At 68.2% G+C, this 13252-nt stretch carries 13 protein-coding genes; 6 read left to right on the forward strand and 7 right to left on the reverse strand.

Features of this window, described 5'->3' with window-relative positions; genetic code table 11:
* The first annotated feature begins 100 nt into the window (after window positions 1-100).
* Entirely contained in the window at window positions 101-967 is an 867-nt protein-coding gene (locus E3C22_RS11925; protein ID WP_167591742.1) for a LysR family transcriptional regulator, read from the forward strand.
* 37 nt (window positions 968-1004) lie between these two features.
* On the opposite strand, the gene E3C22_RS11930 is transcribed toward E3C22_RS11925, so the two are convergent.
* The 5 genes from E3C22_RS11930 to E3C22_RS11950 form a co-directional block, all read right to left on the reverse strand.
* Window positions 1005-2468, reverse strand: a complete 1464-nt coding sequence (locus tag E3C22_RS11930; RefSeq protein WP_134762245.1) for an aldo/keto reductase — start codon at window positions 2466-2468, stop codon at window positions 1005-1007.
* Window positions 2469-2531: 63 nt separating this feature from the next.
* Window positions 2532-3521, reverse strand: coding sequence for a branched-chain amino acid ABC transporter permease (locus E3C22_RS11935; RefSeq protein WP_134762246.1), 990 nt, complete (start codon window positions 3519-3521; stop codon window positions 2532-2534).
* On the reverse strand, window positions 3518-4420 hold the full coding sequence (locus tag E3C22_RS11940) for a branched-chain amino acid ABC transporter permease (RefSeq protein WP_134762247.1): 903 nt from the start codon (window positions 4418-4420) through the stop codon (window positions 3518-3520). Before E3C22_RS11940 ends, E3C22_RS11935 begins: the two co-directional genes overlap by 4 nt.
* Window positions 4417-5166: an ABC transporter ATP-binding protein gene (locus E3C22_RS11945; protein WP_134762248.1), complete on the reverse strand. Its 750-nt coding sequence runs from the start codon at window positions 5164-5166 to the stop codon at window positions 4417-4419. Before E3C22_RS11945 ends, E3C22_RS11940 begins: the two co-directional genes overlap by 4 nt.
* Window positions 5163-5972 carry an ABC transporter ATP-binding protein gene (locus tag E3C22_RS11950; protein ID WP_245514943.1) on the reverse strand — a complete coding sequence of 270 codons (810 nt, stop codon included), beginning with the start codon at window positions 5970-5972 and terminating at the stop codon, window positions 5163-5165. Before E3C22_RS11950 ends, E3C22_RS11945 begins: the two co-directional genes overlap by 4 nt.
* 165 nt (window positions 5973-6137) lie before the next feature.
* Here E3C22_RS11950 and E3C22_RS11955 point away from each other — a divergent pair, with 165 nt between their 5' ends.
* From E3C22_RS11955 to E3C22_RS11975, 5 genes are read left to right on the forward strand one after another with little or no spacing between them, the layout of a single operon-like run.
* Entirely contained in the window at window positions 6138-6941 is an 804-nt protein-coding gene (locus E3C22_RS11955) for a GntR family transcriptional regulator (protein WP_245514945.1), read from the forward strand.
* Window positions 6938-7297, forward strand: a complete 360-nt coding sequence (locus tag E3C22_RS11960; RefSeq protein ID WP_134762250.1) for a TIGR04076 family protein — start codon at window positions 6938-6940, stop codon at window positions 7295-7297. Before E3C22_RS11955 ends, E3C22_RS11960 begins: the two co-directional genes overlap by 4 nt.
* Window positions 7297-8346, forward strand: coding sequence for an aldo/keto reductase (locus tag E3C22_RS11965; RefSeq protein WP_134762251.1), 1050 nt, complete (start codon window positions 7297-7299; stop codon window positions 8344-8346). Before E3C22_RS11960 ends, E3C22_RS11965 begins: the two co-directional genes overlap by 1 nt.
* A complete protein-coding gene (locus E3C22_RS11970; protein WP_134762252.1) occupies window positions 8343-8801 on the forward strand; it encodes a hypothetical protein in 459 nt (152 codons plus the stop codon). Before E3C22_RS11965 ends, E3C22_RS11970 begins: the two co-directional genes overlap by 4 nt.
* Before the next feature lie 13 nt (window positions 8802-8814).
* Window positions 8815-10080 carry an ABC transporter substrate-binding protein gene (locus tag E3C22_RS11975; RefSeq protein ID WP_134762482.1) on the forward strand — a complete coding sequence of 422 codons (1266 nt, stop codon included), beginning with the start codon at window positions 8815-8817 and terminating at the stop codon, window positions 10078-10080.
* A 231-nt stretch (window positions 10081-10311) separates the two neighbouring features.
* On the opposite strand, the gene tcuB is transcribed toward E3C22_RS11975, so the two are convergent.
* A complete protein-coding gene (tcuB, locus tag E3C22_RS11980) occupies window positions 10312-11484 on the reverse strand; it encodes a tricarballylate utilization 4Fe-4S protein TcuB (RefSeq protein ID WP_245514947.1) in 1173 nt (390 codons plus the stop codon).
* The gene (tcuA, locus tag E3C22_RS11985) at window positions 11474-12880 is read right to left on the reverse strand and encodes an FAD-dependent tricarballylate dehydrogenase TcuA (protein WP_206026944.1); all 1407 of its coding nucleotides are present in this window, start codon (window positions 12878-12880) and stop codon (window positions 11474-11476) included. Before tcuA ends, tcuB begins: the two co-directional genes overlap by 11 nt.
* Window positions 12881-13252: the final 372 nt, after the last annotated feature.

Here is a 13252-nt window from a genome sequence, read left to right on the forward strand (position 1 = left end):
CATCAATTGCAAACTTTGCAAGCATGCATGTATGTTGTGCAACATGAACGCTCCCACCTCGAGACCGATCGCCAGTCTCACGGAAAACGACCTCAGGCTGATGCGAATTTTCCGCGTCGTCGCCGAATGCGGCGGCCTGACAGCCGCCGAGGCGCGGCTGCATCTGGAGCGTTCGACGATCAGCCGCAACATCAAGGCTCTGGAGGAGCGGATCGGCGATACGCTGTGCCTGCGCGGGCCGTCGGGCTTCGAGCTGACGCAGATGGGCGAGACGGTGCTGCGGGCGGCGATCTCGGCCTGCGACACGCTTGACGCGGTGCGCGACGACCTGAACATGGCCCGCAACGTCATGACCGGCGACCTGGTCATCGGCATTGCCGACAACATCCTGACCAATCCGAAGTGCCGGCTGGTCGAGGCGCTCGCCGATTTCCAGCGGACGGCGCCTGCCGTGCGGCCGACGATGATCGTACGGCCCCCGGCCGAACTGGTGCTGGAGCTGCAGCACCGCCACGTCCACCTCTGCATCAACGGCGCCGCGCCTTTCGACGCGGACTTCGTCCGGCACGACCTCTTCGATGAGGAGTTCTGCCTCTATGCCAGCCGCAACCATGCCGACGGCCCGGTCAGGCTCGCCGATCTCGACCGCCTCGGCATCGGCCTCGTCATGCGCGACGGCAACGCCCAGACGGAGATGCTCTGGCCGCGCCTCGGGCTGCAGCACAAGGCCAAGGCCTCCGGACTGGAAGCCGTCGGCATGCTGATCGCCGGCGGCCGCTATGTCGGCTACCTGCCGACGCATTTTGCCGAGGTCATGCAGGCGCGGTGGAAACTGGTCGAGGTCGAGGACGCGACCGACATGCGCTACGCGACAACGTTCTATCTCAATTACGAGCGCAGCCGTCCCCTCAGCGCGCCGGCCCGGTGCTTTCGCGATCTCCTGCTGAGGGCCCATCGGGCGGACTGAAGCGCCGGAATGGCGATGCCAGGCCGGCGTGGTCCCATCAGGGTGCCACGATCGCCTCGGCTTCGATCTCGACCGCGTAGTCGCCAACCAGCGCGCCGGCCGCCAGCAGGGTGTTGGCGGGCCGGATCTCGCCGAAGACGCGCCCATGGGCTCGCGAGACCGCTTCCCAGTCCTCGATGCGGGAAAGATAGACCCGGGTTCGCACCACATCCTCGAGGCTGGCGCCGAGGGCCTTCAGGCTCGCGGCGATCTTGTCGAGCGCATAGGTCGCCTGCGCCCCGGCATCGCTCGGCGCGACGATGCGGTCGGTGCCGTGGGTGGCGGTGGTGCCCGAAACGAAGATGCGGTCGCCCTCGCGGATGGCGCGGCTGTAGCCGGCGATCGGCTCCCAGATGCTCTTCGAAGAGACCCGGCTGCGCCCGGGGCGGCCCGGCACGGGCTCGGCACCGTAAGGCAGCGGGATGTCGCCGAGATGGTGGCTGAGATCGCCGGACGCCGTGAGAAAGGGCGGCCTGCGGTATTCGTCGCCGCAATCGCCGGGGATCGGCGTCGATGTCCGAAGTGCGTCGGCGAGCAGCGCCCTGTCCGCTTCATCGAGGGTGAAATCGAAGAGCTTCAGATTGTCCGCCCGGTGCTCGCTTTCGCCGAGCCGCGCCCCGATGATGACGCCGGCGACGGCGGCGTGATCGAGCACCCAGCGGGTCGCCACATTGGCGATGGAGACGCCGTGGCGGCGCCCGATTTTCGCGGCGGCGCCAAGGATCGCCTGCAGCACGTCCCAGCCGCCGGCGGCATCGATGAAGCGCTTGTACTTCATCGAGCTCCAGTCGCCGACGGCGCCTGGCTCGGGCTTGCCCAGCCAGCGCTCGGAGAGGAAGCCGCCGCACAAGGTGCCATAGGCGAGAAGCCGCACGCCGGTCCGGGCGCAGACTTCCGAGAGGGCTTCGGCGGCGCGGCGGTCGACCAGCGAGAACGAGACCTGGTTCGAGACGACCTTGACGCCGTCGGCGACTGCGACGGCGAGATGCGCCGCGTCGAAATTGGTAAGGCCGATCGCCCCGATCCGGCCCTCCCGCCGCAGCGCCTCGAATTCGTGCAGGGCATCGAGCCAGCCGGGATGCTCGAAGCTCCACCAGTGGAACTGCAGGAGGTCGACCTTTTCGACGCCCAGGCGGTCGAGCCGCTCCTCAACGCCCGCCCGCACCGCCTGCGGCGTCATCGGCCCGGGCGCCGGGCACCATTTGGTGAAGGCGAGCGGCCGCGCCGCCCCGGGGTGCCTCGCCAGAAGACGGCCGGTGACGAGCTCTGCGCTGCCATAGTGATCGGCCATGTCGAAGGTATCGAAGCCGGCATCGGCATAGGCGCCGAGGGCGTCCGCCGCAGCGTCGAGGTCGAGGACGCGGCCGTCCTTTTCCATGTCGGCGATCTGCCACAGGCCGGTGAGAACGCGGCTGATGGCGAGCTCCGGCGTCAGCTGGAATCGTTCGGGGCGCTCGGCCATCTGGCGGTCTCCTTGTATCGGGTGAAGCGTATCGGGTGAAGCCGGGCTCCGCCCGGCGCGGTGTCATCGGTCCGGTCGTCTGAGGCGCCGCCAGCGCGTATCGCCCCGGCCGTCGGCGAAACGCGAAATCGTCCGCCGCTCGCCGATCAGGCCACGCGGGCGAAGGAGCAGGATGACACAGAGGGCGACGCCGATCAGCACGATCTGCAGGGAGGCGCCGCGGGCCTGCTGGTCGGCCGGCACGAGCGCGCCGATGGCCGAGGCCGAGACCGCCCAGAGCGCCCAGACGACCACCGCCCCGACCACCGCGCCGAGATTGTTGCCGGAGCCGCCGACGATCAGCATCGTCCAGACCTGAAACGTCAGGAGCGGCAGGTAGTTGTCGGGCGCAATGAAGCCGATGAAATGGGCCTGGACGGCGCCGCCGAGAGCCATCAGCGCGCCGCCGAGGGCGAAGGCCTTGAGCCGGAAGTGTTTCGCATCCTTGCCAAGCGAGACCGCCGCCGTCTCGTCCTCGCGGATCGCCCGCAGCACCCGGCCGAAGGGCGAACTGCTCAGCCGCTCGACGGCCAGGAACATCGCAAGAAGCACAAGCGCGACGAGGCCGAGATTGAACAGGCCGAAGCGCAGCGGATCGGCTGCGAAAGCCGAGAACGGCCGCGGGATGAAGCTCATCCCGAACGGGCCGCCGGTCAGCCTCTCGAGATTGAGTGCCGCGAGCTGCGCCGTGACCGCGAATCCGAAGGTGGTGATGGCCAGATAGTCCGAACGAAGGCGGATGGTCAGCCAGCCGAGCGCATAGGACAGCACCGCCCCGGCGACCATCGCCGCGGCCCACCCGATCGGGATCGGCAGGGAAAAACCGCCGACGCGGCCGGCGAGGGCCGGTGTCGTCAGCAGGCCGGAGACATAGGCGCCGATGGCGACGAAGCCGGCAACGCCGACATTGAAGAGGCCCGCCTGGCCCCACTGGACGTTGAGACCGAGACAGATGATGGCATAGGATAAGGCGATGGTCAGGAAGAACGCGCCATATCCGAGAAGATCGATCATCGCCGCGCTTTCCCGAAGAGGCCCTGCGGACGCAGCACCAGCACCGCGGTGAGCACGGCGAAGGCCGCCGCCGCGCGCCATTCGGCACCGATCGTCTGCACCGCCAGCGCTTCGCAGAGGCCGACGACGATGCCGCCGAGAATGGCGCCCGGCACCGAGCCGATGCCGCCGAGGATCGCCGCGGCGAACAGGGGCAGCAGGAGGTCGAAGCCCATATAGGGGCGGATCTGGACGAGCAGTCCGGCCATCACGCCCGCCGCCGCCGCCAGGGCGCCGCCGAGGAACCAGACGGTGCGCACGACCTTGCCGACATCGACACCGGCGACCCGGGCGAGCACCGGGTTCTCGCTGACTGCCCGCATCTGCCGGCCGATCGCCGTGCGGGTGAGCAGCAGATGGATGGCGACGACGAGGACGACGGTCGTCGCCAGCATCAGGATCTGATCCGGCGTCGCCCGCAGGCCGCCGCCGAAACGCACCGCGATCTGCAGTTCGCGGGTGAAATAGACCGGCTTGGAGGTGAAGACGAATTCCAGGAGAGCGCGCAGCGCCATCGAGGCGCCGAAGCTCGCGATCACCATGATGATGGTCGCCGAACCGCGCGCCCGGAAGGAGGAGAACAGCAGCCTGTCGAGGAGAATGGCAAGGCCGCCGGCAAGGACGGCCGCGACGATCGCGGCAAGCGGCAGGAGCCAGCCGAAGGAGAATGGCCCGAGCGGCTCCATGCCAATGCCCAGCACCGAGACCAGCGCCAGGGCGAAATACGCCCCCCAGGCGATGAACTCGCCATGGGCGAAATTGGCAAAGCGCAGGATCGAATAGGTGAGCGTCACGCCGATGGCGCCGAGCCCGATCATCGACCCCGCGACCAGCCCGTCGACGATCGCCTGCGGGCTCATGCCGCCTGCCCTTCGTACCGGCCGAGGAACATCTCGCCGAGCCGCGGGTCGTCGGCAAGACCGGCGGCCGGTCCGCGATGGACCACCCGCCCGTCGCAGAGGACGAGAGCCGAACGGGTGACGGCGAGCGCGGCGCGCACGTTCTGCTCGACCAGGATCACCGTCACGCCCTGTTCGTTGATCCGTAGAAGCGTCTCGAACACCTCGCCGACGAGCTTGGGCGAGAGACCGGCGGAAGGTTCGTCGAGGATCATGACGCTTGGCTCGACGAGCAGCGCCCGGGCCGTCGCCAGCATCTGGCGCTGGCCGCCCGAAAGCGCCCCCGCGGCGATGGTGCGGCGGGCGCCAAGATCCGGAAACATCGCGTAGGCCGCCTCGATCCTTTCGCCGCGACGCGCCGCCGGCAGGACGTCGGCACAGAGCTGCAAGTTTTCCTGGATGGTGAGGGTCGCAAAGATGTTCTCGGTCTGCGGCACGAAGGCAAGGCCCGAGCGGACGAGTTCATGGGCGGGCAGACCGGCGATGTCGCGGGTGCCGAGGGCAAGCTCGCCAGAATGGATCGAGACGAGGCCCGCAATCGCCTTGGCGAGGGTGGACTTGCCGGCGCCGTTCGGCCCGAGAATGGCCAGGAACTCGCCGGCACCGACCACGAGATCGACCCCCTTGACGATCGGCAGGTCGCGCTCGTAGCCCGCGACGAGGCCGGCGACGGCGAGCGCCGGAGAGGGAACGGCGGCGGCGCTCATGCCGGCGCTCCGCCGAGATAGGCCTCGACCACCCGCGGATCGCGGGTGATTTCCTCGGTGCGCCCTTCCGCGAGTCTTCGGCCGGCCGCCATCACCATGACGCGCGGACAGAGCCGGGCGACCATCTCCATATTGTGCTCGATCAGGAGGACGGTGATGCCGCTGCGGTTGATCTCGGCGATGCGCTCGATGATGAAGTCGAGCAGCGCCGGATTGACCCCCGCGGCCGGCTCGTCAAGGAGGAGCACCTGCGGCTCGGACATCAGCGCCCGGCCGAGTTCGAGAAGCTTGCGCTGTCCGCCCGACAGGATGCGGGCGTCCTCACCGGCGAGCTTGGAAAGCTGCAGGAATTCGAGAAGTTCGCGCGCCCTTTCGACCGCCTGCCGCTCCTGCCGCGCCACTTCCCGCGAGCGCAGGAAGTTGGCAAGAAGTCCCTCGCCCACCTGCCCGCCCGGCGCGACCAGCATGTTTTCCAGCACGCTCATGCCGCCGAAGGGCCGCGGGATCTGAAACGTCCGGGCGAGACCGCGGCCGATGCGGCGCGAGGCGTCCTCCCTGCCGACGTCATGGCCGGCGAGGCGGACCGTGCCGGCGTCGGGCCTCAGCACGCCAGCGACCAGATTGAAGAGGGTGGACTTGCCGGCACCGTTCGGGCCGATCAGACCGAGGAGTTCGCCAGCTTCGACCACGAGCGACATGGCGTCGACGGCCTTCATTCCGCCGAAGGCGATCGACACGTCACGGACGTCGAGCGCCGGCGCGGAGGCCTCGGCGCGCGCTTTCGGCTCCTTGGCGGCCGCGCTCACCGCCGCCGCATCGCATCGTGCCGCGGCCTTGCACCCGCCATGCGCCCCTCGAAACATCCCGAATCTGCTTGATCTTTGATCAAACTTTACAGCTGCACGCTATGGGACTAGCCTTTTCTTGGCAAGCGGCGGACCACCCTCCGCGCCAGGGCGATGCGAGGAGCGATGGCAGGCGCAGCGGGAGGCGTTCACGACAACGGCGCATGGGCCATGCGGCCGGCAGGTACTGCCGAACGCACTGCCGAGCGTGCCGGGCCTGCCGCCAGTTCCCTGTCGGCTCTTGCGCCGGTCGAGCGCCGCACGATGCAGCAGCGGGTCTACGACCTCCTGCGCGGTTCGCTGATCGAAGGCCAGTTCGAGGCCGGCGAGATGATGCGGATCCAGGATCTCGCCGCCCGCCTCGAGACCAGCACCATGCCGGTCCGCGAGGCCCTCGGCCGGCTGGTCGCCGAACAGGCGCTGGAGGCGCTGCCGAACCGGTCGGTCAGGGTTCCGCTCCTGACGCGCGAGCGGCTCGACGACGTCGCCAGGGCGCGCATCCTGGTGGAAGGCGAAGCGGTGCGGCTCGCCGTCCCGCGGCTGACCGGCGCCGAGATCGAGGCGCTGGCGGCGATCACCCGGGACTATGACACGGCGATGACCCGCCCCGACGATCATGGCCGCCGCGCCGCCTACAACCACGCCTTCCACTTCGCGATCTACCGCGCCGCCGGATCGAAGGTGCTGATTCCGATCATCGAGAGCCTGTGGCTGCAGAGCGGCCCCTTCATCCGCGCCTCCGCCAGCATCTATGACGGCTCGGATGGGCTGTCGGCGACGCATCACCACTGGGCGATCATCGAGGCGCTGCGCCGGGGCGACGGGAAGGCGGCGACTGCTGCGCTGAAGCAGGACATCGACCGCGCCCTCGACCTTCTGCGCATGCGACTCGACGCAGCGGGGGAATCGGGGCGGGAGCCATCGGCATGAGCGAGACGCCGGACGACAGCTTCGAACTCTACGACCTCAAGGTCGAGGTGGTCAGCCCGCCGGGACAGGAGATCTATTGCAGCGCGAAGCCCGGCGACAGCTTCGAGCTGCACGGCGAGATGCTACATCTCCCGGACGGCCAGGGCTTCTCGATCTATTCGCTCGCCGCTCTCCTGCCGCTGCTGCCGGCCAAGCAGCGCCCCACCCATCCGAACGACTGGATGTCCACCGACGCCGAGGTCGCCTGCCCGGACCCCAACTGCCCGACCCGCTTTCGCATCACGCGCCTCGCCCCGAGGCGCTTCAGCCATGCCGCGACGACCGCCGTTCCCCTGACCGGCGCCAAGGACGATTGATGGAATACGCCGAACTCTCTCCCGACCACCGCATCTCCCGCGTCATTCGCGGCAACTGGCAGCTCGCCGGCGGCCACGGCCCGATCGACCGGGCCGAAAGCGTCGCCGACCTCGCCGCCTTCGCCGATGCCGGGATCGTCACCTTCGACTGCGCCGACATCTATACCGGCGTCGAAGAGATCATCGGCGAATTTCGCGAGACCTATGGCGTCGAGCGCGGCCGCGCGGCGCTCGACGCCATCCGTGTCCACACCAAGTTCGTGCCAGACCTCGGCAGCCTCGGCCAGATGACCCGGCGCTCGGTCGAAGCGGCGATCGACACCTCGCTGCGGCGGCTGCGGACCGAGCGGCTCGATCTCGTGCAGTTTCATTGGTGGGATTACGGGATCGAAGGCTGGCTGGAGACCGCCGGCTGGCTTGCCGAGCTGCGTCAGGCCGGCAAGATCCGCAATCTCGGCGGCACGAATTTCGACACCGCTCATGTCGCGGCGATGATCGAGGCGGGCGTGCCGCTGGCGTCGATGCAGGTGCAGTACTCCCTGCTCGACGCGCGGCCGGAGCGCGCCATGGTGGCGGCCTGCCGGCAGAACGGGGTCAAGCTCCTCTGCTACGGAACCGTCGCCGGCGGCTTTCTCAGCGACAGATGGCTCGGCCAGCCGGAACCCGAGGCGCCGCTCGAGAACCGCTCGCTGGTGAAATACAAGCTGATGATCGACGAGGCCGGCGGCTGGTCCGTCTTCCAGGAGCTTCTGGCGACGCTGCGCAGCGTCGCCGACCGGCACCAGACGGACATCGCCACGGTGGCAAGCCGCTGGGTTCTCGACAGGCCGCAGGTCGCCGCCGTGATCGTCGGCGCCCGCAATCGCAGCCATCTCGCGGCAAACCTCGCCATTGCAGACCTCGCGCTCAGCGAAGCCGACCGGGCGGCGATCGAAGGTGTCCGCGGCAGGATGGGAGTGCCGGCCGGCGACGTCTACGAACTCGAGCGTGACCGCGACGGGCCGCACGGCTCGATCATGCTCTACAGCCTGAATTCGAAGGTCGCATGAGCAGCGGTGCGGCGACCCTCGGCATTCTCGCCCTCGAAGAGGTGAGGCTCTGTCACGCCTTCTTCGAAGACTGGTTCGCCGGCCGCACCGATCCCGCCGCGCTCGACGCGCGGCTTCAGGCCTTTTCGGACGAGTTTCTCCGGGTCGCGCCCGACGGCAGCCTCGTCACCTGTGGGGATCTGCGCAGATTTCTCGAAAGACGCCACGATGAGGAAACCGGAACGGGCTTTTCGATCCACATCGAGAACGAGGCCATCGTCTGGGAAAGCGCCGACGCCGCGCTGGTCTCCTATGTCGAGCGCCAGTCGTCGCGCGGCTTTTCGAGCCGGCGGCTCTCCACCGCTCTCTTCATCGCCTCCCCGCACACCCCTGGCGGCGTCCAATGGCGGCACCTTCAGGAAACCATGATCCCCTCACCCCAGACCGCCGGCGAACCCGCCCGGCCGAACCCATAGGAACGCATTGATGATGACGAAATCGCTGCTCCTTTCGACCGCCATCGGCGCGGCCCTTTTCACCGCCGGCACGCCGGCCTTGGCGGCCGACTGCTCGGTGACGGTCGGCATGGTGATGGAACTGACCGGCCCTGCGGGGCAATACGGTCAGGCCGGTGCCAAGTCGGTCGACATGGCGTTCCGCGACATCAACGAGGCCGGCGGCGTCGGCGGCTGCGATCTCGTCAGCGACACCCGTGACAGCCAGAGCCAGGGCAATGTCGCGGTCGATCAGGCGACCCAGCTCGTCAACGTCAAGAAGGTGCCGGTGATCATCGGCGGCATCATCTCGTCGGTCTCGATCCCGATCCTCACCTCGGTGACGGCGCCGGCCGGCGTGCCGCAGGTCTCGCCCGCCTCCTCCTCGCCGACGCTCACCGACCTCGCCCGCGAGGGCAAGACCAACGGCGTGTTCTTCCGCACCATCACCTCGGACGCGCTGCAGGGCACGGCGGCGGCGAAATACGCCATCGACCAGGGGCTGACCAAGCTGGCGGTCATCCACGTCAACAACGACTTCGGCGTCAACATGATGCGCGAATTCGAAAAGGCCTACAAAGCGCTGGGCGGCACCATCACCTCGGTGACGCCGTATAACGAGAAGCAGGCGAGCTACACCTCCGAGGCGACGGCAGCCATGGAGGGCGATCCGGACGGGCTCTATCTCGTCAGCTATCCGGTGGACGGCGCGACCATCGCCCGGGCCTGGATCAGCCAGGGCGGGCCGGCGACCTTTCTCCTCAACGACGGCATGAATTCGTCGGACTTCATCGAGGCGGTCGGCGCGAAATATCTGGAAAATGCCTACGGCACCTCCTCCGGGACCAATCCCACGGCCTCGACGGAATATTTCAACGGCCACTACAAGGAATTTTCCGGCGGTATCGAACCGGACGCGCCGGCCGCCGACCGGTCCTACGACGCCGGGGCGATCGTCGGCCTTGCCATCGCCAAGGCCGGCAAGGCCGAGCCGGAGGCGATCAAGGCGGCGATTCCGCAGGTGGTCGATCCGAAGGGCGAGACGATCCACGCCGGGCCGGAAGAGTTCAAGAAGGCGCTGCAGCTGATCAAGGACGGCAAGCCGATCCGCTACGAGGGCGTCATCGGCCCGGTGAATTTCGACCAGTATGGCGACATCACCGGCCCGTTCCGGCTCTGGAAGATCACGGACGGCAAGGTCACGACCACCGGCGAAATGTCGGCCGACGAGGTCACGAAGCTGAAGGCTGACCTGAAATAGCGCCACCAGCGACGGGAAAGCTCTGCTGGGGAGACAGGGGAGCATCGCACGTTCAGGCCGCAGCGCCGGCTCGGCAAGCGATCCGGGGAGGAGACCACTGGCTTCAATCGGACCGGCGACGCTGCGTCAGCGGCTGCCGGTCCGATCGCCTCGGTCCATTCCCGGCAGACCGTCGGAACTGCAATCGGCAGTGATCGCCCTGCCGACCATAGCGGGCGGGATCGGCCGGTTTTACCGGCGCGCCTGGCCGCTGCTCGCCGGCACCCGGCCGGACTTCACCTGGGCATCGCGGACCAGCGCGGCCATCCTATAGAAGCCATGGGCCATCTTCGAATAGGGCGTGAGGAGAAACAGCGCCAGCACGCAGCCGAGATGCAGCGCCAGGATTGAGCCCACTGCCGCCGTCCCCGTCACCGCGTAGAGGACGAGGCCCGTGAGGCCCGTCAGCCCGAGAAGCAGGATGAAGGCCATTTCGCCGTTCCAGTTCGCCGGCGAGCCGAGGGCGGGGTCGGCGCGGGTCTTCAGCCAGCCGAGGCCGGCCGTGCCGACGACGAGGAGAATGCCGCCGGGAACGCCGAGGAGCTTCGGCAGTGTCCACCAGGGATAGGGCGCCGACCAGTCGAATAGGTAGTGGTAGAGCGTCGCCGAACAGGTGGAGAGGAAGCAGAGCAGGAAGCCGTACATCACCGCCTGATGCAGCCAGCGGCGCTGGTCGCTGTAGCGCTCCTCCTCCTCGAAATTGCAGCCCTGCCCCTGCCCGCCGGAAAGATTGCGCAGCTGCGCCACCGCGGCGCCGGCGTCGGCCAGATCGCGCCAGACGACGGGCTTGCCGCCGACCTCGCGCCAGTAGCGCCTGATGCCGATCGCGAGGGCAGCAATCGGAAACAGGAAGGCCGGCGCGAAGATCGCCACCATCGCATTGTGGCCGAGCCAGGCGTAGAAGCCTGCGCCTTCTCCGGGCAGCGCCGCGATGGCGGCGAAGAGCAGGGCCAGCGCGACGACCAGCGCCAGGGCGATGCCGGCTCCGCTCCGCTGGAACAGGCCCGCAAAGCCGGTCGGCCAGGCGAAGCGGGACCAGGAATCGCTGCGGATGTCGGAAAGGACACCCGGAAGGTTGAGGGCGAATTCGTGGGGCGCCGTATACTGGCAGGCATAGTAGCAGCCGCGACAGTTGTGGCAGAGATTGGCAAGCTGGGTCAGGTCGCCGCTGGCAAAGGCCGTCTGGCGGGTGATGGCGGGAAAGACCTGGCAATAGCCCTCGCAATAGCGGCAGGCATTGCAGATCTCCACCTGCCTGCGGGCTTCCGCGAAGATGTCGAAGGCCGGCTCGGCCAGCGGCATGTCCGCCGCTTCGGCCCGGCCCCGCGCGTCGTCGCCGCGCCCGTCAATTGCCTCAAGCGTCATGTGCCGCAGCCCCCTTGCCAGCCAGCCGACCGAAGACGGTGCCGATGGTCATTCCAAAGCCGGCGAGATAGCCCTGTCCGAGGATCGAACCGGCGATCATCTCCCCGGCGGCCCAGACATTCTCGTAAGGACCGTCGGCGCCGGTGGCGCGGGCCTCGCCGTCCACCTTCAGGCCGAGATAGGTGAAGGTGACGCCCGGCCTCAGCGAATAGCCGTAGAAGGGCGGCTCGACGATCGGCCGCGCCCAGTTGGTCTTCGGCGGATCGAGCCCCTCGGTGGCGAGCCCGTCCAGCTGCTGCGGGCGGAAATCGCCATCCCGGCAGCTGTCGTTGAACTCCCTGACGGTCCGCGCGACCTTGTCCGGGTCGAGTTCGAGCTTTTTCGCCAGCTGCTCGATCGTCTCGGCCGCGACCGGCGGATAGACCGACGGCATGAACAGCGGCAGGGACCGGCTGTCGATGATGACATAGGCGACCTGATCCGGCTGCGCCGCCACGAGGCGGCCCCAGATCGCGTAGCGCTTCGGCCAGACGTCTTCGCCCTCGTCGTAGAAGCGGTCGCCATGCTTGTTGACGACGACGGAGAACGGCACGCAGTCGAGCCGGGTGACGATGCCGCCATCGAATTTCGGGGCGCGCCCGTCGATGGCAACGGCGTGGCACTGGGTCGGATCGCCGACACTCACCGCCCCCTGGTCGAGCATGTCCTTCAGGACGACGCCGCGATTATAGGGGGTTCCCCGGATCAGGAAGTTGCGGGCCGAGGGCCCCCAGGCCCGTGCCAGCCATTCGATGTCGGACTGGAAGCCGCCAGCCGCGAGCACCACCGTCGATCCCTTGATCCGGAATCTCTGGCCGGCGATGTCGACGTCGACATGGGTAAACCGCCGCCCTTCCAGGCCGACATGGCGCACCTGCGCCTCGTAGCGGATGGTCACGCCGAGATCTTCCGCGGTGGCGTAATAGGCATTCACCAGCGCCTTGCCGCCGCCGAGAAAGAAGGCGTTGGTCCGCTCCAGAGACAGCGTTCCGGACAGGGATTTCTGGAAGCGAACGCCGTGGGCCTGCATCCAGGGCAGGCATTGCTCGGAGTTGCGGATGACGAGTCGCGCCAGGCCTTCGTCGGTCTCGCCCTTCGTCACCTTGAGGAGATCGTCGAAGAACTCGTCCTCCAGATAGTCGTCGATCAGCGGGCCGAGGGCGCCGCGATGCATGCAGCGGAAGTTCCGCGTGTGGCGGGAGTTGCCGCCGCGATAGAACTTCGGCGCACCCTCCAGCAGGACGACGCTCCGCCCCGCCTCGGCCGCCTCCATCGCCGCGCAGAGGGCGGCGTTGCCGCCGCCGACCACCACGACGTCGAAGGTCTCTGCGATGTCGTCCCTGTCCGACGTGCCCATGCACCGTCCTCGTTTCCACGTCTCGCACATGCCTGCCCGCAGCCGGCGCGCCACGGCGCATCGGCCCGCGTCACGCCCTGCGCCGCTGTGGTCGGCGCAGGCTCCGGCTGCGCGCCAAGCTTCGTTCAGCGCTTTGTATACAGTCGGATACAATGACGTCAAGCATGGCTGGACGGGCGTGCGGTTCGTCGATGCCGGGGAGCTTTCACAGGGAGTTGCCGACACCGATGCGGCCCGCCCACGGTCGAGGCCCGCCATTTCCGAAGCTTGTGGCAGCGCCGGCCACCTGCGGCGATGGCGCGTCCCTCCGGTTGCTCGTCGCTCCGGGTGCTAGTCTCTCCGCCGACGGTCGCGCCGCCGGCCAGCGCAGGA

Origin of the sequence: Jiella endophytica (genome assembly GCF_004519335.1) — a bacterium.
GTDB classification, from domain to species: Bacteria; Pseudomonadota; Alphaproteobacteria; order Rhizobiales; family Rhizobiaceae; genus Jiella; species Jiella endophytica.

Bases quoted from the DNA above. Each gene is read 5' to 3' on its own strand.
- E3C22_RS11925 (WP_167591742.1), top strand. From the start codon at position 101: ATGCGAATTTTCCGCGTCGTCGCCGAATGCGGCGGCCTGACAGCCGCC.
- E3C22_RS11930 (WP_134762245.1), bottom strand. From the start codon at position 2,468: ATGGCCGAGCGCCCCGAACGATTCCAGCTGACGCCGGAGCTCGCCATC.
- E3C22_RS11935 (WP_134762246.1), bottom strand. From the start codon at position 3,521: ATGATCGATCTTCTCGGATATGGCGCGTTCTTCCTGACCATCGCCTTA.
- E3C22_RS11940 (WP_134762247.1), bottom strand. From the start codon at position 4,420: ATGAGCCCGCAGGCGATCGTCGACGGGCTGGTCGCGGGGTCGATGATC.
- E3C22_RS11945 (WP_134762248.1), bottom strand. From the start codon at position 5,166: ATGAGCGCCGCCGCCGTTCCCTCTCCGGCGCTCGCCGTCGCCGGCCTC.
- E3C22_RS11955 (WP_245514945.1), top strand. From the start codon at position 6,138: ATGGCAGGCGCAGCGGGAGGCGTTCACGACAACGGCGCATGGGCCATG.
- E3C22_RS11960 (WP_134762250.1), top strand. From the start codon at position 6,938: ATGAGCGAGACGCCGGACGACAGCTTCGAACTCTACGACCTCAAGGTC.
- E3C22_RS11965 (WP_134762251.1), top strand. From the start codon at position 7,297: ATGGAATACGCCGAACTCTCTCCCGACCACCGCATCTCCCGCGTCATT.
- E3C22_RS11970 (WP_134762252.1), top strand. From the start codon at position 8,343: ATGAGCAGCGGTGCGGCGACCCTCGGCATTCTCGCCCTCGAAGAGGTG.
- E3C22_RS11975 (WP_134762482.1), top strand. From the start codon at position 8,815: ATGACGAAATCGCTGCTCCTTTCGACCGCCATCGGCGCGGCCCTTTTC.
- tcuB (WP_245514947.1), bottom strand. From the start codon at position 11,484: ATGACGCTTGAGGCAATTGACGGGCGCGGCGACGACGCGCGGGGCCGG.
- tcuA (WP_206026944.1), bottom strand. From the start codon at position 12,880: ATGGGCACGTCGGACAGGGACGACATCGCAGAGACCTTCGACGTCGTG.